22 protein-coding genes are annotated in these 17,988 nt (G+C 60.0%); 6 read left to right on the top strand and 16 right to left on the bottom strand.

Going from position 1 to position 17,988, the window contains the following annotated elements; genetic code table 11:
* The first annotated feature begins 7 nt into the window (after positions 1-7).
* On the top strand, positions 8-460 hold the full coding sequence (locus NF676_RS11465) for a thiol-disulfide oxidoreductase DCC family protein (protein WP_252887959.1): 453 nt from the start codon (positions 8-10) through the stop codon (positions 458-460).
* Here NF676_RS11465 and NF676_RS11460 read toward each other — a convergent pair.
* Entirely contained in the window at positions 443-940 is a 498-nt protein-coding gene (locus NF676_RS11460; protein WP_252877912.1) for a DUF2269 family protein, read from the bottom strand. The genes NF676_RS11465 and NF676_RS11460 overlap by 18 nt on opposite strands.
* Before the next feature lies 1 nt (position 941).
* The gene (locus NF676_RS11455; RefSeq protein ID WP_252887725.1) at positions 942-2,069 is read right to left on the bottom strand and encodes a saccharopine dehydrogenase family protein; all 1,128 of its coding nucleotides are present in this window, start codon (positions 2,067-2,069) and stop codon (positions 942-944) included.
* A gap of 169 nt (positions 2,070-2,238) precedes the next feature.
* On the opposite strand from NF676_RS11455, the gene NF676_RS11450 reads away from it, so the two are divergent.
* Both NF676_RS11450 and NF676_RS11445 read left to right on the top strand, forming a co-directional pair.
* Complete coding sequence (locus NF676_RS11450; protein ID WP_041480553.1) at positions 2,239-2,454, top strand: PLD nuclease N-terminal domain-containing protein; 216 nt, start codon at positions 2,239-2,241, stop codon at positions 2,452-2,454.
* A gap of 256 nt (positions 2,455-2,710) precedes the next feature.
* On the top strand, positions 2,711-3,187 hold the full coding sequence (locus NF676_RS11445) for a PA2171 family ribosome-binding persister protein (RefSeq protein WP_016774305.1): 477 nt from the start codon (positions 2,711-2,713) through the stop codon (positions 3,185-3,187).
* 239 nt (positions 3,188-3,426) lie between these two features.
* Here the strand turns inward: NF676_RS11445 and NF676_RS11440 are convergent, their stop codons facing one another.
* The 3 genes from NF676_RS11440 to NF676_RS11430 all read right to left on the bottom strand — a co-directional run bounded on the left by NF676_RS11440 (position 3,427) and on the right by NF676_RS11430 (position 5,969).
* Positions 3,427-4,353, bottom strand: a complete 927-nt coding sequence (locus NF676_RS11440) for a LysR family transcriptional regulator (protein WP_252887724.1) — start codon at positions 4,351-4,353, stop codon at positions 3,427-3,429.
* Positions 4,350-5,324 (bottom strand): quinone oxidoreductase family protein, encoded by a 975-nt coding sequence (locus NF676_RS11435; protein ID WP_252887723.1) that lies wholly within the window; start codon positions 5,322-5,324, stop codon positions 4,350-4,352. The genes NF676_RS11440 and NF676_RS11435 overlap by 4 nt, the downstream gene beginning before the upstream one ends.
* A 153-nt stretch (positions 5,325-5,477) precedes the next feature.
* A complete protein-coding gene (locus NF676_RS11430) occupies positions 5,478-5,969 on the bottom strand; it encodes an anti-virulence regulator CigR family protein (RefSeq protein WP_150742682.1) in 492 nt (163 codons plus the stop codon).
* Positions 5,970-6,095: 126 nt separating this feature from the next.
* On the opposite strand from NF676_RS11430, the gene NF676_RS11425 reads away from it, so the two are divergent.
* On the top strand, positions 6,096-6,254 hold the full coding sequence (locus NF676_RS11425; protein WP_081932631.1) for a DUF2986 domain-containing protein: 159 nt from the start codon (positions 6,096-6,098) through the stop codon (positions 6,252-6,254).
* Between the two features lies 1 nt (position 6,255).
* On the opposite strand, the gene NF676_RS11420 is transcribed toward NF676_RS11425, so the two are convergent.
* Positions 6,256-7,467, bottom strand: a complete 1,212-nt coding sequence (locus NF676_RS11420; RefSeq protein WP_435406598.1) for an MFS transporter — start codon at positions 7,465-7,467, stop codon at positions 6,256-6,258.
* A gap of 131 nt (positions 7,468-7,598) precedes the next feature.
* Between NF676_RS11420 and NF676_RS11415 the strand changes: the two genes are divergently transcribed.
* Complete coding sequence (locus tag NF676_RS11415) at positions 7,599-8,501, top strand: LysR family transcriptional regulator (protein ID WP_252887722.1); 903 nt, start codon at positions 7,599-7,601, stop codon at positions 8,499-8,501.
* A gap of 481 nt (positions 8,502-8,982) precedes the next feature.
* Here the strand turns inward: NF676_RS11415 and NF676_RS11410 are convergent, their stop codons facing one another.
* The 3 genes from NF676_RS11410 to NF676_RS11400 are packed head-to-tail and all read right to left on the bottom strand — an operon-like array spanning position 8,983 to position 10,870.
* On the bottom strand, positions 8,983-9,795 hold the full coding sequence (locus NF676_RS11410; RefSeq protein ID WP_252887721.1) for a DUF3618 domain-containing protein: 813 nt from the start codon (positions 9,793-9,795) through the stop codon (positions 8,983-8,985).
* The gene (locus NF676_RS11405) at positions 9,792-10,220 is read right to left on the bottom strand and encodes a phage holin family protein (protein WP_252877905.1); all 429 of its coding nucleotides are present in this window, start codon (positions 10,218-10,220) and stop codon (positions 9,792-9,794) included. Before NF676_RS11405 ends, NF676_RS11410 begins: the two co-directional genes overlap by 4 nt.
* Positions 10,220-10,870 carry a hypothetical protein gene (locus tag NF676_RS11400; protein ID WP_252877904.1) on the bottom strand — a complete coding sequence of 217 codons (651 nt, stop codon included), beginning with the start codon at positions 10,868-10,870 and terminating at the stop codon, positions 10,220-10,222. Before NF676_RS11400 ends, NF676_RS11405 begins: the two co-directional genes overlap by 1 nt.
* Positions 10,871-11,168: 298 nt before the next feature.
* On the opposite strand from NF676_RS11400, the gene NF676_RS11395 reads away from it, so the two are divergent.
* Positions 11,169-13,025, top strand: coding sequence for an ABC transporter ATP-binding protein (locus NF676_RS11395; protein WP_236169182.1), 1,857 nt, complete (start codon positions 11,169-11,171; stop codon positions 13,023-13,025).
* Between the two features lie 39 nt (positions 13,026-13,064).
* Here the strand turns inward: NF676_RS11395 and NF676_RS11390 are convergent, their stop codons facing one another.
* The 7 genes from NF676_RS11390 to NF676_RS11360 form a co-directional block, all read right to left on the bottom strand.
* Positions 13,065-14,210, bottom strand: coding sequence for a sensor histidine kinase (locus NF676_RS11390; protein ID WP_252887720.1), 1,146 nt, complete (start codon positions 14,208-14,210; stop codon positions 13,065-13,067).
* A 169-nt stretch (positions 14,211-14,379) separates the two neighbouring features.
* Complete coding sequence (locus NF676_RS11385) at positions 14,380-14,814, bottom strand: bleomycin resistance protein (protein WP_041480563.1); 435 nt, start codon at positions 14,812-14,814, stop codon at positions 14,380-14,382.
* A 42-nt stretch (positions 14,815-14,856) separates the two neighbouring features.
* Positions 14,857-15,558, bottom strand: a complete 702-nt coding sequence (locus NF676_RS11380) for a DUF695 domain-containing protein (RefSeq protein ID WP_252887719.1) — start codon at positions 15,556-15,558, stop codon at positions 14,857-14,859.
* Positions 15,559-15,722: 164 nt separating this feature from the next.
* The gene (locus NF676_RS11375; RefSeq protein ID WP_252887718.1) at positions 15,723-16,064 is read right to left on the bottom strand and encodes an antibiotic biosynthesis monooxygenase family protein; all 342 of its coding nucleotides are present in this window, start codon (positions 16,062-16,064) and stop codon (positions 15,723-15,725) included.
* 28 nt (positions 16,065-16,092) lie between these two features.
* The gene (locus NF676_RS11370) at positions 16,093-17,067 is read right to left on the bottom strand and encodes a zinc-dependent alcohol dehydrogenase family protein (RefSeq protein WP_252887717.1); all 975 of its coding nucleotides are present in this window, start codon (positions 17,065-17,067) and stop codon (positions 16,093-16,095) included.
* A 63-nt stretch (positions 17,068-17,130) separates the two neighbouring features.
* The gene (locus NF676_RS11365) at positions 17,131-17,433 is read right to left on the bottom strand and encodes an ArsR/SmtB family transcription factor (RefSeq protein ID WP_252887716.1); all 303 of its coding nucleotides are present in this window, start codon (positions 17,431-17,433) and stop codon (positions 17,131-17,133) included.
* Positions 17,434-17,540: 107 nt separating this feature from the next.
* On the bottom strand, positions 17,541-17,939 hold the full coding sequence (locus NF676_RS11360; RefSeq protein WP_252883597.1) for a nuclear transport factor 2 family protein: 399 nt from the start codon (positions 17,937-17,939) through the stop codon (positions 17,541-17,543).
* Between the last annotated feature and the right edge of the window lie 49 nt (positions 17,940-17,988).

Genomic DNA, 17,988 nt, shown 5'->3' with positions numbered 1-17,988 from the left:
TCCGCCGATGCCTGCCATGAAAACCCGCCCCACCCCCGCGCCATTGCTCAAGCCAGGCGAAACCGTGGTGCTGTTCGACGGCGTGTGCAAACTGTGCAACGGCTGGGCGCGCTTCCTGATTCGCCATGACCATCAGCGCCATGTGCGTCTGGCGACCGTGCAATCGCCCGAAGGCCAGGCCTTGCTGGCGTGGGCCGGTTTGCCCCTGGATGAGTTCGACACCATGGCGGTGATCCGCGACCGGCAGTTCTGGGAACGCTCGGATGCGTTTCTCGAAGTGGTCGGGCAACTGCCAGGGCGCTGGCAGCCGCTGAAACTGCTGCGGATTTTCCCGCGCCGCCTGCGTGACTGGGCTTACGATCGAATCGCGCTGAACCGCTATCGGCTGTTCGGCAGGTACGACACTTGTCTGCTGCCAACAGCGGATCATGAAGGCCGCTTTCTAAAAGCCCACGGTTAACCCGACCAGTTGCACCGGCGTCATCTTCGTCACCATCATCAGCACGATGACAAACATCCCGGCGAACCCGGCAATGCCCATCCAGAACCACCAGCGGTAAGTGCTTGCAAAGCGATCATCCAGAGGCAGGCCGCCCTCGCCCGCGCTCAGCGCCATCTTCTGCAGACGCTTTTGCAATACCAGTACAGGCAGCCACAGTGCGCCTACGCAGAAGAAAATGATCAGCGACGTCAGCAGCCACTCACTGCTCATCGAAAGCCCGGAAAGCCGCATCAGCAGATAGCCGGTGATGACCTGAACAATCCCTGCCGGCGTGGTGATCCACGTATCGAAACGCACCACCATCCTTGCGACATGGGCGATCACTTGCGGGTTGCCGCTGCGGCTGGCGGCGATCAGGTAGAGGTAGGAACCCATGCCGAAACCGAAGAGGAAAATCGCCGCGATTACATGCAGGTACTTCAGGCAGAGATAGAGCATCTCAACGCTGCCCATCGGAGAATTGAACCGACAGGCTCAAGTTGGCCGGATCGTTGATCGCCGCCAGATATTCCTCAACGCTGATTTCGCCAACACACGGCCGCGCACCAGGTTGCGGTGCATAACCCCGCGCCATTTTGATTGCCAGGGCGACGGCGGCGCAGCTGGGGATTTCCGGGCCTTTGTCATTCAGTGCGGTGAGTTGCGCGGTCATGCTCAGCGGCTGGCCTTCGACACCGATGCCGCGAACATCGATGTACATCGCGCTTTTGCCATCACCGAAACGTTCGAACCACGTACCCAGGCGATGCAGGCGCGCCGCCCAGCGCACATGATCGCGCACCAGCCCGAAGCGCAAGGCCTGCGCCAGCAAGGCGTTGGCAACGCCGCCGAGCTTCAGGCCGGCGCCAGCCTTGAAGCGCAGCGTCTGTGCGCCATAGCGGCGAGCGAAAATATCCATGTCCGGCACATCGACATTGGCCAGCACACGCGTGCCCAGTTGCGGCATCGTGCGCAAAGTCAGATCGAGCCAGCCCAGCACTTCGTGTACCTGGCCGTGCTTCAATTGTTTGATCGGCTTACCGGCATAGGCGAGTACGCCTTCGACCGTGGACAGCCCCGGCATCTTCGCCGAGGAGGAAATGCCATGCTCGATCGAATCGATTCGCGCAAAACGTGAGCGCTGCTGATCGATGATCGCCGAAGACAAGGTCGGCACCGAACTGCAACCGCTGAGCACGGCCACACCAGCCTCCCTGGCGCGGGCGTCGAGCACATCAATGCCGTTGACGAAGGTGCGGCAGTCAGCCAGATCGCAATAATTCACACCGGCGCCGATGCAGCTTTCAGCAACTGCGTAGGATTGCCCCTGAAACGGCCCGCCGGTGTGCACCACCAACTGAACATTCAACTCTCGCAACGCCGCTTGAAAACCTGCGCCCATTGCATCGCCGCACCACCCTTCGCACGGACGGCCTGATTGCGCTTGCAGCTCAGCGACCTTGCCCTGCAACTTGCGCGCATCGCGGCCCGACAACAGCAGTTCAATCTCTGGCATGAGCGCCAGATGCCGACAAACGATACTGCCGAAATTGCCGTAGCCACCGACGACCATCACCCTGAATGCCATTGCCCTGTCCCTGTTTCAGCCCAAACGTGGCGCAGAGGATATAGGCCGCAGCGGCGATCAGACATTTATTTTGCAACCGGGTATCACCCCGCCCGCTTGTCCAAGGCAAAAAGAATGAACCCAACGCCCCTCTCGTCGCCTAACGCACAGACCATCAGGAGCTAAGCCTATGCAAATCGAAACCGTGTGGATCGTATTGGCGGTCATTCTTGTGCTGATCGAGCTTTGGGCCATTAACCGGGTGCGTAAAAGCGAGGGGAAATCCAGTAGTAAAGGCGTGTGGATCGTGCTGATCGTGTTCGTGCCGCTGTTCGGCCTGATCGCCTGGGCGTTGGCGGGACCCAAGCATGTCGGTCGCATTTCGCCTTCCCAGGCTAACCGGTGACCCACGGGTGCAGGCCCGTCTGAAGTATCACCACAGCCCGGCTTTTGCTGGGCTTGTTATATGCAATGCCCGCCGCGCGGATTTCTTGCAGGCTGCACGAAAGCATTGTGCCTGCTTCGATGCCAGCCCTTGATTTACAAGGGTTGCGCTTGATCGGCGAGTTGGCATGAGTCCTGCGATAGCCTCTTCCTGAATACACAGCAGCGCGAAAAAAAGAACGCTGTGTTCAATCCGTGAAAAGCAGAGGCCTCAAAAAATGAATGCCATCGACCTTCTCAAAGCCGACCATGAAAAAGTAAAAGCCATCCTCAGCCAACTGAGTGAATCCACCGACCGCGCGCTGAAAAAACGCGTCGAGTTGCTGGGCAAACTGGAAATGGAAATCACCATCCACACCCGCCTCGAAGAAGAGATTCTCTACCCTGCGTTCAAGGAAGCCGGCAGCAAGGAAGAAGACATCATGTATTACGAAGCCAAGGAAGAGCACCGCACCGTGGATTCGCTGGTACTGCCTGATCTGAAAGAAACCGATCCAGGCAGCCCGGAATTTGCCGGTCGGGTCAAAGTGGTCAAGGAACTGCTGGAGCACCACATCGAAGAGGAAGAAGAGGAAATGTTCCCGAAAGCGCAGAAGCTTCTGGGCAAGGCCAAGCTCGAGGAACTGGGCGCGCAAATGGAAGCCATGAAGGCGAGCCACAAAAAGGAAATGGCGGCCAACAAGATCGCCGCTTGAAGTGTTGAAGACACCGAAGCCCGGCGGCAATGCCGGGCTTTTTTTGTGCGCCCAAACTGGCCCTCGCTCCCACATTGGATATACGTATGTTCGGCAATTCCTGAACAAGCCACGAAACCTGTGAGAGCGAGCCTGCTCGCGAAGGCGTCAGGTCAGCCACATCATCTATGACTGACACTGCGCTTTCGCGAGCAGGCTCGCTCCCACAGGGTCAGTGTCGGTCTTGATGCAGGTTGTGATCAAACCGCCCAAGGTGGCGCCGGATCGAATTTGGATTCAATCCACTCCTTGAACGCCACCACCGCCGCCGCTGGAAACCGCGATGACGGCCTGACCAGATAAACGCCGCCCGCCGAATCCAGATGCCAGTCGGGCAGAACGTGAATCAACCGACCTGCCGCCAGATCGCGGCTCATCAGCCAGTCGCCAGCACCGAGTATGCCGGCGTCGGCGCGGGCGGCGGCGAGCAGGGATTCGCTGTCGCTGGCAGTCAGGTTGCCGTGGGGCGTGATGGTCTGCACCTCGTTGCCGCGATGCAGGCGCCACAGCGGGAACGACGCCAGCCCACTGAAGCGCAGGCAATTGTGCTGCAGCAGATCCTGTGGTGTCTGCGGCATGCCATGGGCCTCGATGTAGGCCGGCGATGCGCAGAGAATCCGTCGATGGTCGCTGAGCTTTTTCGCGATCAGCCGATTATCGTCCAGCTCGCCGATGCGAATAGCCGCGTCGAAGCCCTGCTCGATGATGTCGACCAGACCTTCGCTGTAATCGGCCACCAGCGAAACCTGCGGATGGGCCTTGAGAAATTCGGGCAGCAGCGGCCCCAGCCACAAGCGCCCCATCGCCGCCGGCAACGCCAGGCGCAAGGTGCCGCGTACTTCGCTGGCGCCCTGCACCGTTTGTTGCTGCGCTTCGTTCATCAACTCGACGGCCGCGCGCAAGCGTTGTTCAAGTTGCAGGCCGGCCTCGGTGATACGCACGTGTCGCGTCGAGCGTTCCACCAACCGCACGCCCAGTCGCTTCTCCATCGCCGCGAGGCGCTTGGAAACGATGGTCGGATGACGCTGCAACAAACGCCCCGCCGCGACAAACGAGCCTTGCGCGGCGACGGCCAGGAAAGCAGCGATTTCATCGCTGTGCGGGTTGCTCAGAACATCCAGATTCATGGTTTTAAAATGATCGCCCCTGATGATCGGCCTGCCTCGAGATCGGCATGCGCTTGTGCCGCGTCGGCCAATGAATACCGCGCGCGAATTTGCGGCGTGATGATACCGGCGGACACCGCAGCCAGCACGTCTTGCGCGCGCTCCTGATATTCGGCTGTCGTGGTGGTGTGCGCGGCCAGCGACGGACGGGTCAGGAACAGCGAGCCCTTGGCGTTCAGCGTGGCCATTTCCACCGCCGCCGGCGCGCCGGTCTGCGCGCCGAACGAGACCATCAATCCGCGTGGGCGCAAGCTGTCCAGCGAGGCCTGAAAAGACACCCGACCAATCGGGTCATACACCACGTCGACCTTGCGCCCCTCGGTGATACGCAACACATCGGCGGCGAGGGTTTCGGCATCGAACACCAACACTTCGTCACAACCGGACGCGCGAGCCTTGTCGACACTGGCCTGCTTCGACACCACACCGATCACCGTTGCGCCAAGGTGTTTGGCCCATGGCACCATGATTTCCCCCAGACCTCCCGCGACGCCGTAAACCAGCATTGTCGTGCCCGGCCCGACCGGATAAGTCGCCTTCAGCAGATACTGCGCGGTGATGCCTTTGAACAACACCGCCGCCGCATCTTCGAACGACAACTCATTGGGGATCTTCACCAGACGCTCCGCCGGAAACAGCCGCGCCGAGGCGTAACCACCCAAGGGGCCAGTGGCATAAGCAACTCGATCGCCGACGCGGACATTGCTCACACCGGCACCGACCGCTGCCACCCGACCCGCGCCTTCCAGACCCAACCCCGAAGGCAACGCCACCGGCACTGCACCTTTGCGCTGGCTGACATCGAGGTAATTGACGCCCACCGCCGCTTGCTCCAGCCAGACCTCGCCGGCCCCGGGGGTCTGTTCGCTGACAGTGTGCAATTGCAGGACATCCGGTGCGCCCGTTGCGGTGAAGCGGATTGCATTGGCCATGGTCATCTCCATTCATTCGTTAGCCGTTGAGCTCAGTCTGAAAGCTCAGCATTCAACGAACAACCCAGCCTGAATGCAGTTCATTGCTGCATATGATGCAGCTATGCATGAATAAAAAAGGAGCGGCAGGTGCTGCCACTCCTCTTTGCAGAATCAATCGAACGCGCCATTGAGAATTTCGTAAACCAGCCCGGTAGCCAGCACGACGAGGATAAGGTCAGTACCTACCTGCCGCCATTCGTAGCCGTCGTAATGAGGCAAATGGCCGAGCAGACGTCCGTCCAGCTTCTTGGCGATGCCTGGTGGCAGCGGTTTGCCCCGCGCCAGATTCTTCTGAACGCCAGGCGGCAGCGCTGGCCCCGGATTCCAGTATTCGCCGCGATAGCCGTCGACGATGCCGAGAATATTGCCGCGATCAATGCTCGGAGCACCGCCGCCATTGCCAGAGTGTTGCTGGCCTTTATTGCCATTGCCCTGACCGCCCCCACCCTGTTTACCATGATCCTGCATGTTCTGCGGTTTGCCCTTGCCGTTGCCCTGGCCGCCCTGGCCCTTGCCATTGCCGGGGTCGGCCAGTGCCGTCGTGCTGCCGACTACAAGCGCGAGGCAAGACAGCGCGACAATCAATCTGCGAGCTTTTCTCATGTGCGATTCCTTCGGTTTGGGGGGGCTTGAGTTGGGGGGAATGTGCTCAGCTTAGTGGATTTCTCCTTGCTGACCACTCGGCCTTGCGTCAGGATTCCCACCCTCTCCACCCGCGATCGAAAAAACATGAATCGTCAAAAGAAGCTGCAGCAGTTGTTCAAGGAAAAAGCCAAAAAGGCCAACGCCAAACTGGCGCCGAAAAAGCCCAAATACATCTGCAAGGCTGATCGCCTGAAGCTGGAAGCCGAAGCCGCGCAGGCTTCAGTGGAAAATACCGAGAGCTGAGTCAGGCTTTCTGCCGCGACGTCAGCCACGTCATCAGCGCCGCCAGCACCAGCAATGCCGCGCTGGCGAAGAAGGTCAGCCGATAGCCACTGCCGTCGAACAGCAGACCACCGACGGTCGACCCCGAAGCGATCGACAACTGCACCACCGCCACCATCAGCCCACCGCCGGTTTCGGCATCGTCAGGCAGCGTGCGCGCCAGCCAAGACCACCAGCCTACCGGCGCCGCCGTGGCGATCAATCCCCACACGCCCAGCAACACGAACGTCGCGACCACTGAACTGCCCATCCCAATGAGCGCCACTGCGATCATCGCCATCAACAGCGGGATGGCGATCACCACGCGATACAGCCCCTTCTTCAACACGGAACCGATGACCACGGTGCCGATAAACCCGGCCACACCAATGACCAGCAGAATCATCGACAGCACCGAAACATCGACCCGGGTCACGGTTTCCAGAAACGGTCGCAGGTAAGTGAACAGCACAAACTGGCCCATGAAGAACAGGCCGGCGCCGAGCATGCCGAATGCCACCCGGCGGCTTTTGAACAACGCAAAGACATTGCCTGCGCTGGACTTGCGCGGCGCGGCCGGCAGCGCGGGCAAGCTGATCCACTGCCAGAGCAGCGCAATCAACGCCACCGGTATCAGGCAGAAAAACGCCCCGCGCCAGCCAATCACGCTGCCGAGATAACTGCCCAACGGCGCAGCCACGACGGTCGCCAGTGCATTGCCGCCGTTAAAAATTGCCAATGCCTTGGGCACGCTGGCGGAGGGCACCAGACGCATGGCCAACGCTGCCGACATCGACCAGAAGCCGCCGATTACCACGCCGATCAATGCGCGACCGATCATGTAAACCGTGTAGTTGGGCGCCAGGCCCACGACTAGCCCAGACGCACACATCAGCGCCGTCAACAGCACCAACAGGCGCTTGCGATCCATCGAACCGGCAAGCCTGGTGATCGTCAGGCTGGTCAGCACCGCGAACGCGCCGGAGATGGCGATGCCGTAGCCGGCCAGGCCTTCGCTGATGCGCAAGTCCGTGGCCATGGGCGTGAGTAGACTGACCGGCATGAATTCGGAGGCGATCAGCGCGAAGACACACAAGGTCATGGCGAACACGCCGCTCCAGTACGCCGGTTGCTCGCCGGCAGTGGACACGCCCATGGGCTGGTTTGTCGGGTTGTCGATTGCTTGGGCCGTCATGCAAAAACCTGTTTGGAAGAACAAATGGTCGAGGCACTTCTGCCCCGCTACTCAGGCTGCAAAGCTTGACGGATCGGGCTTAACTTGATTAGTAGCGGTAATCTTCATGTGCTTTTGAGAAAAATTCAGCAATGAGCAACGCCAAAGTCAATGACCTGCAGGCCTTTCTGGCGGTGGCCCAGGATCAAAGCTTCACCAAAGCCGCTGCTCGCCTCGGCGTCACGCCTTCTGCGTTGAGTCATACGGTCCGCGCGCTGGAGCAGCGTCTGGGTATCCGCTTGCTGGCTCGCACGACGCGCAATGTCTCGCCGACCGAGGCTGGCGAGCGCTTGATGCATTCGATTGCGCCGCTGTTCGAGCAGATCAGCGCCGAGCTCGAAGCCCTTGGCGAATTGCGCGACAAGCCCAGCGGCACCATTCGGATTTCCTGCACGGACGATCAGATTGAGTTGTGCATTCGGCCGATGCTTGCAAAGTTTTTGCAGGACTATCCGGACATCACCTTGGAGTTTTACGTCGATTATGGTTTCACCAATGTGGTCAAGGAGCGCTTCGATGCTGGTATCCGTCTCGGTGAGTCAATCAGCAAAGACATGATCGCCGTGCGCATCGGCCCGGACTGGCGCCTGGCCGTGGTCGCCTCGCCCGATTACTTCGCTCGTCACCCGGCACCCGCCACGCCGCATCAGTTGACGGAGCACACCTGCATCAACATCCGCCATCAACCGGCCGGCGCGATATACGCCTGGGAGTTTGCGCACAAGGGTCAGGATTTCAGCGTGAAGGTCGACGGGCAGTTGGTGTTCAACAGCATCATGCACGTGCTCAATGCCGCCGTGGATGGCATCGGCGTCGCGTACGTGCCCGAGCAATTGGTCGCGCCGTATCTGGCGGACGGACGACTGGTGGAAGTCCTGGAAGAGTGGTGCCCGACGTTTCAGGGCTATCACCTGTACTACCCGAACCGGCGCCAAGGCTCGGCAGCGTTTGCAGCGTTTGTCGAAGCACTGAAGCTGAACACCGCGCCCCTGTAAGAGTGAGCCTGCTCGCGAAGGCGCCAGATCAGATACATCCACGTTGAATGACACACCGCTTCGCGAGCAGGCTCGCTCCCACAATGGTCCGGGGCAAGGCCAAAATCTTCAGCGCAACCAAAATCCCTGTGGGAGCGAGCCTGCTCGCGAAGGCGCCAGATCAGATACATCCACATTGAATGACACACCGCTTTCGCGAGCAGGCTCGCTCCCACAATGGTCCGGGGCAAGGCCAAAATCTTCAGCGCAACCAAAATCCCCGTGGGAGCGAGCCTGCTCGCGAAGGCGCCAGATCAGATACATCCACATTGAATGACACACCGCTTTCGCGAGCAGGCTCGCTCTCACAATGATCCGGGTCAAGGCTACGATCCGGGTCAAGGCTACGTTTTCACAGGCTGGCTCACCACAGCGGCGCACCGAATCACCGCCGTACAACGACGAAGGGAGGCCCATTGCAGACCTCCCTCGTTTCTCCCCGTCAGGATGTACCCAGACCCTGCGACAGATCCGAAGAAGACGGCCGCGCCGGATCCGGTTTGGTCTCGACTTCGGTTTGTTCAGTGGTTCGGGTCACCGTGTCACGCACGGCTTCATAACCTTCCTGAGCTTTTTGCTTGGCTTTGTCGACCATGCCAGCGCTGGTGCGGCCCATGTAGCGCTGTTCAGTGGAGGTGGTCGGTAACGCCGCGCCGAGCAAGGCACCCAAAGCGACCCCTGCGGCAGCCACCATCAGCGGTTGCTCCTTGAGCAGGTGACTGAACTGCTGGCCGAGCACCTGCGAATTGCGCGACAACCGGTCACTGGCGTCATGCATCGCATGGCTCAGGTTTTCCTTCGCCGCACCGACGTTTTCACCGAGGTGGCTGGCCTTGCCTTTGAGTGACTGGTAACCCTCCTTCAGCGAATCCGAGGTCGAGTGCAAATGCGCGCGCGCACTGTCGATGCCGTCGGCCAAACCATCGGCCCATTCGCCGGCCTTGTCCTGATCCGGCCCGCTGCGATACGTCGGCTGCGGCACGGGTGGGCGATTCTGGCTGATCATCAGCCAGAGCAGGCCCACAGAAGTCAGCACCGCTGGCACCGGATTATTACGCACGCTGGTGCCGAGATTGGTGAAGAATGTCGAGCCGTTGCTCTGCATCATCCCCCAGGCCTGATCGATCATCTGCCCGGGGGTGAACTTGCTCTCCAGTTGATCGACGATGTTGCCGATGCTGGCGCGCTGCGCATCGATTTCGCGCTCGATTTGCTCCGGGCTTTTTTCCGCTTCGATATCCAGTTCGCTTTTCATGAGACTTTCCTCCGCAGCGCTTCCTGATCCTTGTTCAAGGCGTCGAGGGTGCGATCAGGTTTGAAGTGAGATGGCTCGAATTGCTTTTTCCCGGATTGCAGCATGGCGAAGCCGAGGATCATCACCACCACGCCGACGATCAGCGCGGCCAGCCATGGCGCCATGAACATGCTCAGGCCGTACACAGCCGACATCAACAGAATGATGAAGCCGGCGAGGAACACGATCGCGCCGCCGGCCACCGCAGCGATGCCCGCTTTCAGCGTGCTGAGGCTGTTGTGCAGTTCGGCTTTTGCCAGTGCCAGTTCCTTGGTGAACAAGGCCGGTACCTCGCGCGACAGTTGTCGCAACAGGCCGACCACCGAAGCGTCATCTGTTTGGCCGAGGGGCCTTGCCCTGCTCAGATCAGATTCATCTCTGTTCATCACAGTTCTCCTTTGGCGTCGGGTGCGTGCGGTACGGAAGCCGCGGCAAAATCAGCGGGGTGATCGCTGTCACTGGGCGAGTTAGGGGTAATGCCGGTAGCCAATCCCGGATTGGCGTGGGTCGACGACGGCATCGACGATTCATAGGGTCGCTGCGCGCCGTAATCGGCTGGCGGTGGCGTCGAGGTGGAGCCCGCCGCCGGATCGTGTTCGGCACTGACCGTCGCTGCTGCAGAGGTGCCTGCTTTGAGAAACCGCGACAGGCCGAAACCGATGGCAATGCTGCCGGCGATGAACAATCCCGGATTGCTGCGCGCCAGATCCGCCGCATCATGCAGCAACTGCTCGGCACTCTTGCCGCGCAGATTGCCTGCCAGCCCGGTCATGGAATCCGCCATGTCGGTCAGGTAGTCGGACATACCCAGCGTGTCCTTGTCCTGCAGTTCCGAGACAAAGCTTTTCGCCCCTTGCGCCAAGGCTTCGATCTGCTCGGCCGCCGTGTCGCGATACTGGCCGAATTGCGCATCGGCCTGCTGCCGCGCACCGCCCAGTGCTTCGCTGACGTTGTCCTTCAAATGATCAAAATTTTGCTCAGGCTTGCCGTTGGGATCACCTGATTCATACCCTGACCTGCTGTCTGAAGTATTCATGTCGCCCCTCGCCTTCTCACTGAAAACGCAAAAACGGAGCTACACGGCAACATTGCCTCGAGCCCCCACATAGGAGATGACGGAGCAGCTTGCGCGAGAGTTCAAAGAGGTTGATGAGCGTGCGACATCAGGTCTGGATCAGTGACGAAAGGTTGCGCTTGGCAGGATTGTGTTGAGCTTCTGCGCCGGTCTGCGGTCAAGACAAGGCACGGGGGTTCATCCAGATGATGGCAGTGAAACCCTCAACGCCGCCGATAGATGGCAGAATCCCCACACCCTGATCACTTCGGAGACCGCAATGCTTCGCCTGTTTGAAGAAAGGCTCGACCCCTTCCCGCCCGACGAGGCGCCGCCACCGCCAGTCGGTCTGATGCGCTTCTTGTGGGCCTGCACCCGGGGGGCGCGCGGCTACATCCTGGCATTCGCCCTGCTCAGCGCCAGCGTGTCGATCTACGAGGCATGGCTGTTTTCGTTCCTCGGGCAAGTGGTGGATCTGCTCTCGACCTGGCAATCCGGCGGCGCTGCTGGTGATGAGGAAAGCCGCGTGTTGTGGGGCATCGGCATTGTGCTGGTGGTCAGCATCGGGCTGGTGGCGCTGCGCACGATGGTCCAGCACCAGATCCTCGCGATCAATCTGCCGCTGCGTCTGCGCTGGGACTTCCATCGGTTGATGCTGCGGCAAAGCTTGTCGTTTTTCTCCGACGAGTTCTCCGGCCGGGTCACGACCAAGGTCATGCAAACCGCGCTGTCAGTGCGCGAGGTGCTGTTCACCCTGATCGAAATCCTCCCCGGCATTGGCGTGTACTTCATCGCGATCATTGCGCTGGCCGGTGGCTTTGCGCTGAAACTGATGCTGCCGTTCCTGGCGTGGATCGTTTTGTTCGGGCTGGCGATGGTGTATTTCGTCCCGCGTCTGGGCAAGGTCGGCCAGGAACAGGCCGATGCGCGCTCGTCGATGACCGGGCGGATTGCCGACGCCTACACCAACATCACCACGGTCAAACTGTTCTCTCACTCCAAGCGTGAAGCGCATTTTGCCCGTGCGGCGATGGAAGATTTCAAGCTCACCGGGTTCCGCCAGATGCGTCTGGTCAGCCAGTTCGAGATCGTCAATCAGGCGCTGGTGGTCGCGTTGATTATCGGTGCCGGCGGTTACGCGCTGTGGCTGTGGCATCAGGGCGAAGTCGGCACCGGCGCTGTTGCGGCGATCACCGCCATGGCGTTGCGCATCAACGGCATGTCGCACTGGATCATGTGGCAAATGACTTCGCTGTTCGAAAACATCGGTACCGTGCAGGACGGCATGGCCACCCTGACCAGCGGCCCGAAAGTCCAGGACGCGCCGGATGCCAAAGTGCTGGAGCCGGCCGGCGGCGAAGTGGTTTTCGACAATGTCAGCTTCAACTACAACGGCGAACGCCAGGTGCTCGACGGCTTGACTCTGCACATTCGCCCCGGCGAAAAAATCGGCCTGGTCGGCCGCTCCGGTGCAGGTAAATCGACGCTGATCAACCTGCTGCTGCGCTTCTATGACGTTGATCGCGGCGAGATCCGCATCGATGGGCAGAACATCGCCGAGGTCACCCAGGACAGCTTGCGCAGCGTGATCGGCATGGTCACCCAGGACACGTCGCTGTTGCACCGTTCGATCCGCGACAACATCGCCTACGGACGCCCGGACGCCACCGACGAAGACATCCACCGCGCTGCGGTGAACGCCCAGGCCGATGGTTTCATCAGCCAGTTGAGCGACAAGCAGGGCCACAGCGGTTACGACACGCTGGTCGGCGAACGCGGTATCAAGCTCTCCGGCGGCCAGCGCCAACGCATCGCCATCGCCCGGGTGATGCTGAAGAACGCACCGATCCTGTTGCTCGACGAAGCCACCAGCGCACTGGACTCGGAAGTCGAAGTGGCGATCCAGGAAAGCCTCGATGAAATGATGCAGGGCAAAACCGTGATCGCCATCGCCCACCGCTTGTCGACCATTGCAGCGATGGACCGGCTGATCGTCATGGACGAAGGCCGCATCATCGAACAAGGCACCCACGCGCAACTGCTGGAGAAGAACGGCACCTATGCGCGGCTGTGGCAGCACCAGAGCGGCGGCTTCCTCGGTGAGGATCGGGGTTTGGTTGAGGTGATGGAGGAGTGATCAGGCTGGAGGGCCGGGGCCGGCCCTCCATCGATTGGCCTAGATGGTGACGGGGCTTTCTGCATTAACCGGAAGCTTTACGCGAAACACGGTTCCGCCTTCCAGGTCAGAGCTGACCTCGATCGAGCCGGCATGCGAGGCGACGATTTCCGAAGCGATAAACAGGCCTAGACCGAGCCCGGCAACCGGCCCGTGATCAACCACGGAGCGCTGCGAGAACCGCCCCATCGGGTTGAAGATGAACGGCAATACATCCCCCGGGATCGGTTCACCGCCGTTATGTACGGTGAACACCGCGCAATCCTCGCGGACCTGCAACTGGACCGAGACCGGAAACTTATTGTCGCCGTGGGTCACCGCATTGCTGATGATGTTGGAAAAGACCTGTTCCATCCTCGCGCCATCGAACGCTCCCATCACCGCTTCCTTTGCATCGAACCGCACGTTGGCCTGCGGATGAAAGGCGCGGATTTCCTCGATCACCCGTTCGCACACAGGGCTGAGATCGATCAGGGATTTTTTCACCGGAATACCCGGCCCCATCTGGCAGCGCGTCAGATCCAGCAGGTCGCCGACGATCTGGCTGGCGCGCTGCACGCTGGCGTAGATCTGCCTGGCCACTTTTCTGGTGCGCGGGTCGATGGCTTCGGTACGACGCAACATATCCGCACCAAGCAGAATCGCCCCCAGTGGCGTGCGCAAGTCATGGCCGAGAATCCCCAGAAACACGGTGCGCGACGCCTCGACGGCGCGCGAGTAGCTGGCAATCGACTCGGCCAGCGCCTGGTCGATGGCTTCGTGAAAACGCGTCATGTCGTCGACATTAACCGATTTGCCATCCTTGACCTGACGCAGCCACTGGCTCAGCACACTGGTGCGCAGCGCGCGGTATTCGGAAACCATCTGATCGATGGTGAAACCGGCCATCAGCCGCGTCACCGCGTGGGTTTCCGCAGCTGTTTCTTCATCGTCGCGCGGCGCATGACCCTGGGCCTTGGCAATTTGCTCGCTGATGGTCTGCTTGCTCCGCAGATCGATAACGATGGCGTGCAACATCTGCTCGGCGTGATCGCGCAGCGCAGCGTTATCGAGTTCCGCACCTGGTGTCTCGATGGTGCGGGCGAAATCTTCCCAGGCCTGCAGGATCGGCTCTAGGTTTTCGAGAATGAAATCTGGCAGGCGCATGGCTGTGGTCCTAAAGGCAATCCATCAACGCTATGAGGCGAACCGGCGCAGACAGCTAAAAAAGCAAACTCAGGAGTACAGAAGGTACGGCTGACGTTATGCAGCCTACCATCAAAGCGCTGGGCTAACGCGGAAGGAAAATCCAGGGCTGAAGTGTCGCGGACCTCACCTACTCCGCGGCCCAGACCGGCCGCTCACCTAATCGCTCAACCAGCCTGACGAGATAACCGTCCGGATCCTGCACAATGAATTCCCGCTGCCCTGTTTCAACACTTTCTGCGCGATACCAGGTGTCCTGGCAGTTTCGAAAGAGTGGAAAACCAGCTTGTTCGAGTCGTTCGAGGACAGGTGCGACCGCGACTACATCTATTTGCAGGTTGATGCCGCGCCCAAAAGGCTTGCTCAGAGGCGCGGTGAGCCACTGGCCGGCCTGCGGATCGAATTGCTCCAGCATCACTTGCGCGCCGTTCAGATCGAGGTAGGCGAAACCGTCTTCAAGGCGTTGATAGGCGACTTTGAAGCCCAGACAGTTCACCCAGAACGCCAAGCTCTTCGACAGCTCGGTGACCATCAGTTCAGGAACCAGTTTGTTTCGTTCAAGCATGGCGATAAATCCGTTTCAGAAGCTTATGCAGCGAGGGTTGTTTCACTCCAGGCATCGTTTGGGCGTGAGTCGAGGTTGCTCGGCATTCTGCACCTCAGCACTCACATCCGTCTGTTTACGGCTGCTGAACTCGATCGGATAAGGCCCGGTCTGCGCCAGAGCTGCCTGCACACGGCTGACAAAGGCCGCGTCGTCCAAGGTGTAGAAAACCCACACCTGACGCTTTCCGCCGGTGACCGTGCACCCCCACTTTGCGAACCCATCCGCCGTTACGGCCGCCTTAATCAGGCGGTCTACCTGCATCATCCGCGCGGATTCCTTTGAACTCGGCAGGAAGCGATCCGACACGTATTTCCAGCTGATGCGAGCCTTGTAAGGAAATGCCCGGGTATCCTTGAGATTCAGGTCGGAAGGCATGCGAAAACTCGCTGGCATTGGGTCGTCAGGAAAATCAGACGGTTGGAAATCGCTGTCGCCTGGCACGGCCACTTGCCGTTGCGGATTGTCAGCAGGATCATCACTGAGCAGTATTCTGAGCGCTTCAGCTTGGCGCTCTTTCCGCTCGCTCATGCATTTGGCGTAGGCCGTTGTATGCGCTGGACCGGCATCCAGACAAGGATCGCGTTCCACCGGTCTTGGAGAATGGGAGCGCGTGCAGCCGGTCGTGATCAGGCTTGCCTGCAGCAATAGAACAACGGCTGGCCAGATTTCAGGGCGCAGGGAAGCGTGGGGAGTGACTTTCAAGTGGCCTTCCTTGGATGAGCAGCAATACGAGACATATGGAAAACGGCGCATTTTGCCTGCCACCCCTGCCCCATGAACAGGCCAGAGAGGAATTAAAGTGGCAATTCATCACAAGCAGTGCTCGACCAGCCACAGCCGCTTGTGACGAACAGCCACATACTCCCTCAGATGCCTACGCTGGAACCGTTGCCCGGTACGCCAAAATCGCCACCCGGAAAAGCACCACCCTCAATGTGATACACGCTCGGCTCTGCGGAAAAATAATCCTCCAACCCCAGCATGAACCGCTGGTGGTCTTCACTCTGCTCAAACCCCGGCGAGTGGTCCTCAAGTGACTGCCAGCGCACGATCAGATTGAACTGCTCGGGGGTTTCAATACCTTGCGCCAGCAAGTGGCCGCCATATCCCTTGGCGCGAGTGAGCAACGGTTCGACTTCGGCAAATGCGCGTCGGAAGGCTTCAGTCTGATGCGGGTGAACGGGCAGCACAGCGATCTCGTAAACCATGATGTTTCTCCAAAATCAGTGAGCGGATTCAGACAATGAGCGAAGGCTCGACGGCGATGGCAATTTTTCCCAGCAGACCGTTGTTGGCACTCTCCAGTCGGGCATGGGCGAGCGAGATGTCGGCGAGGGAATAGACCGCGCCAACATGGGGCCGCAACTGGCCGCGCTCGACCAACGCGCTCAGTTCATCGAGCTTGCCGCGATTCTGCCGGGTGAAGACGAAGTGGTAGCTGGCGTTCTTGCCCCAGGCCTGAACGAGGTTTTGTGGCTGCGCGATGTCGACGATCGAGACCACGCGGCCAAGCTGGGCGAGCGCGTCGGCACTGCGAGACAGGGTATCGCCACCGATGGTGTCGAACACCACATCAACGCCATGCCCGGCGGTTTCGCGCATGATTGCTTCGACGTAATCCTCTTGGGTGTAATCGATCACCACGTCAGCGCCCAGACTGCGGACGAACTCGGCGTTGGCCTCGCGCACGGTGGTGAACACTCTGGCGCCCATGGCTTTGGCCACCTGAATCGCCACATGGCCGACCCCGCCGGCGCCGCCGTGGATCAGAATGCTTTCGCCAACGCGGAGCATGGCGCGCACGGTCAGCGCTTCCCAAACCGTACCGCCGACCAGACTCAGACTGGCCGCCTCAAGGTGGCTCAGTGAGGCAGGCTTTCTGGCGATGATGCTTTCGGCTGCGACGTGGTACTCGGCATAACTGCCCTGCCCGTCGAATATCTGCGGGGTGTACCAGACTTCGTCGCCCGGCGCGAAAGCGCTGACGCCCGGCCCGATGGCTTCAACCACGCCCGACACGTCGTGACCGGTAATGGCTGGCAGCGGCACCAGGTCGGGATAGTCACCGCGGCGAACCTGGTAATCCAGTGGATTGATAGAAGTGGCGTGCACTCGGACCAGCACTTGGCCGGCTTGCGGAACCGGTTTGGGCACGTCGCTGAGTTCGAACGAATCAGGACCGCCGAAGGATTTCAGAATCATCGCTTTCATGGCAAAACCTCGTATCGATAAAGAGGGATATCGAGAATTCTCGATATCCTAGAGTAAAAAAATTTACAGCTCTTTCCCTATGATCTCTACAAGCGCGCTGATTGCTGCCTCATTGCGTTTGTAGTAGGTCCATTGACCGATGCGCCGCACTTCCACCAGCCCCACCCGCTGCAACGTGGCCAGGTAACTCGACACCGTCGACTGCGACAAGCCGATACCTTCCTGGATGCTGCTCACGCAGACACCCTCGACGAGAACGTCACCCTCATCCTGCGGGGGGAAGTTCTTGACGGGATCCTTCAGGCCTTCAAGGATCTTGAGGCGCGTCGGGTTCGAGAGGGCTTTGAAGATTTCGATCAGTTCCATGCGCCGAGGATATCGAGATTTTTCGATATGTCAATGCGCGATATTAATCTGATCGGCAGTCGGCGACAGGCGGCAACGGGATCCGATTTGCCACCCTGCCGTGCGGCTCAGCCTTGGGGCGCATCCAGCAACACCCACAGTCGCACGATTTTCCCTTCGCTGATTTCTGCCACATCGACGCCGCTGACGATGACCGGCCCATCGCCCGGGCCTGCGTGCCAGCGCAGATAACCCAAGCCGTGATGCCCAACTGCAGTGCCCTCCGCAACAAAAGCGAAGTCCGGCCCGAACTGATCCAGCAACGCACCGGCCACTGCCGAAATCGCCGCTTGCCCGGTGACGATGCCAGCCGGTTCATACATCGTCGGTGCGTCTGCAAAAAGCTCCTGCACCGCCGCCAAGCGCCTTTGTGCATCGCGTTGGTTGAACACCCGCTGCAGATTGGCCCGTAGCAAGGCGTCGTAGTTTTCAACTTCATCAGTATTTCGCGAATCTGAGCCAGCCATTTTTGATTCCTCGATTTGTGTGTGAAGCCCGGTTGCCCGGGCTCAGCGG

It is taken from the genome of Pseudomonas siliginis (genome assembly GCF_024072275.1).
Classification (GTDB): Bacteria; Pseudomonadota; Gammaproteobacteria; order Pseudomonadales; family Pseudomonadaceae; genus Aquipseudomonas; species Aquipseudomonas siliginis.
This window is presented reverse-complemented; position numbering and strand designations above follow the sequence as displayed.